The 1,551-nt window shown below is 43.9% G+C and carries 2 protein-coding genes; one reads left to right on the top strand and one right to left on the bottom strand.

Features of this window, described 5'->3' with window-relative positions; translation table 11 throughout:
• Positions 1-940, bottom strand: a 940-nt coding sequence (locus tag WBA23_RS01955; RefSeq protein WP_424580556.1) for an amidohydrolase family protein, incomplete at its 3' end; no start/stop codon positions are given.
• Between the two features lie 141 nt (positions 941-1,081).
• Here WBA23_RS01955 and WBA23_RS01960 point away from each other — a divergent pair.
• Positions 1,082-1,315 (top strand): hypothetical protein, encoded by a 234-nt coding sequence (locus WBA23_RS01960; RefSeq protein WP_424580557.1) that lies wholly within the window; start codon positions 1,082-1,084, stop codon positions 1,313-1,315.
• Positions 1,316-1,551 lie beyond the last annotated feature (236 nt).

Below are 1,551 nucleotides of genomic sequence, written 5' to 3' on the forward strand. Positions count from 1 at the left end.
CATCTACATCGTAGGCATCGGGAAAATTAATGGGCACAATCAGGGGAGCATTCGTAGCTTTAACCTCGGCTAGTCGCTGGTATTCATTGCCACTGCCGCGAACAATGTACTGGTGGCCAAACTCATCGCCTAGTTGGTCGGCCCGAAGAATTTGTAACCAACCGGGAGCGTCAAATATCTGAGGCAGGTTTTGCAAGTCAATCCAAGCTTCTAGCGACTGGTCTACGTAGTCCGAATTCTTCTCTGATTGGTACCAGTTAGCGTCCAAGTAGGTTTGTCGCAGCAGAGCAATAAACCCCATTTTAGAAATAGGATAGTATTGTTGAGAACTTCCCTTCTCAAAAGAATAGTGAGCCGCCGCCTGCGACATAATTAGTGCCTCGTTGGCGGTTACGTCGGTGAGGCTTACCAGTGCCGAAGAGCCTCGGGCAATCCCGTCGGGCTTATTGGTCAGCACGGCACCGAAGCCTAACTCGCGGTAGACCTGAGCCTGCTCATCGTTAAGCGTGAAATCATCGGCCGCGTTGTACTGCGATTTAATAGCGTCATTCTGGCTGAAGGGACCTGCGGTTTGGGGCCCTAACTTTTCGGGAGCATTCCAGTTAAAGCCCGAGGGTTTGGGCACTTCCGATAAGCCGTAGTGGCTATACAGATCGATAAAGCTAGGGTAAATATACTTTCCTTGTAGATCAACGGTGCGGGTTCCGGCTGGAGCAGATACGTTGGAACCCACCGCTTTTATAACGCCATTTTCAACCAGCAGTGATGCGTTCTGCTGAGTAGTCTGATCATCGACAACTATCGTAGCGTTAGTAAACAGGTAGCGTGCGGGTCGGTCGTCCCGCACATCATTAGCGGAGTAGATTTCATCTTGGGCTAGGGCCGGTCGGCATAGTAGTAATCCGAGAAGGCCAATTAGCCAAACTTGTTTTCTCATCATAAGTCAGGTAGAAATAAATAGTTAGTAAGCATCCAGATGGCTACCTACTTGATTAATAAGCCTGGAAGTTACGTAATTTGCGGTAGAAAGTAAGCGGTGATCTTGTTAAATGGATGACTTTTGTATCTTTAACCTATAAATATGCTAAATTATGAAAGCATACAAATTTACACTAAAGTATCAAAAACAGGGACAATACAGATTCCCCAAAACCCCTCTCTTTTCAATAAAGAAATTGAGGTAATTATCTTAAGGAGGTCTGAAATAAAAGAAAAAAAGATGAAAGCATCAGAGTTTATTGAGAAATGGACAGGGTTTCTTTCTGACGTTGATGCTGACCAATCAAAATTAGGTTATCTATCAGATACATATTAAGTGATGAGACGAGTGCCATTTGACACGAATATAATATTGGTGTAGCTCTGAAGAGGCGACCTCATTTCAAGCTTGCTGCTGAATTTTCCGTTAACTGATCAAACTCAACAAAATAAGAAAGCACCATGACTGATGTCCGGTGCTTAATAACTGCTTATAAGAATTTTTACATAACTTCAAGTAGTTAATAATCTGCTGAGTAGGTGTCACCTTCCAGTAAAGAGATGTAAAAAAAT

This window comes from Tunicatimonas sp., assembly GCF_049647865.1.
In the GTDB taxonomy this organism is placed as follows: domain Bacteria; phylum Bacteroidota; class Bacteroidia; order Cytophagales; family Cyclobacteriaceae; genus Tunicatimonas.

What these genes read in the sequence shown, in the direction of transcription:
- WBA23_RS01960 (WP_424580557.1), top strand. Translation starts at nt 1,082, where the DNA reads ATGCTAAATTATGAAAGCATACAAATTTACACTAAAGTATCAAAAACA.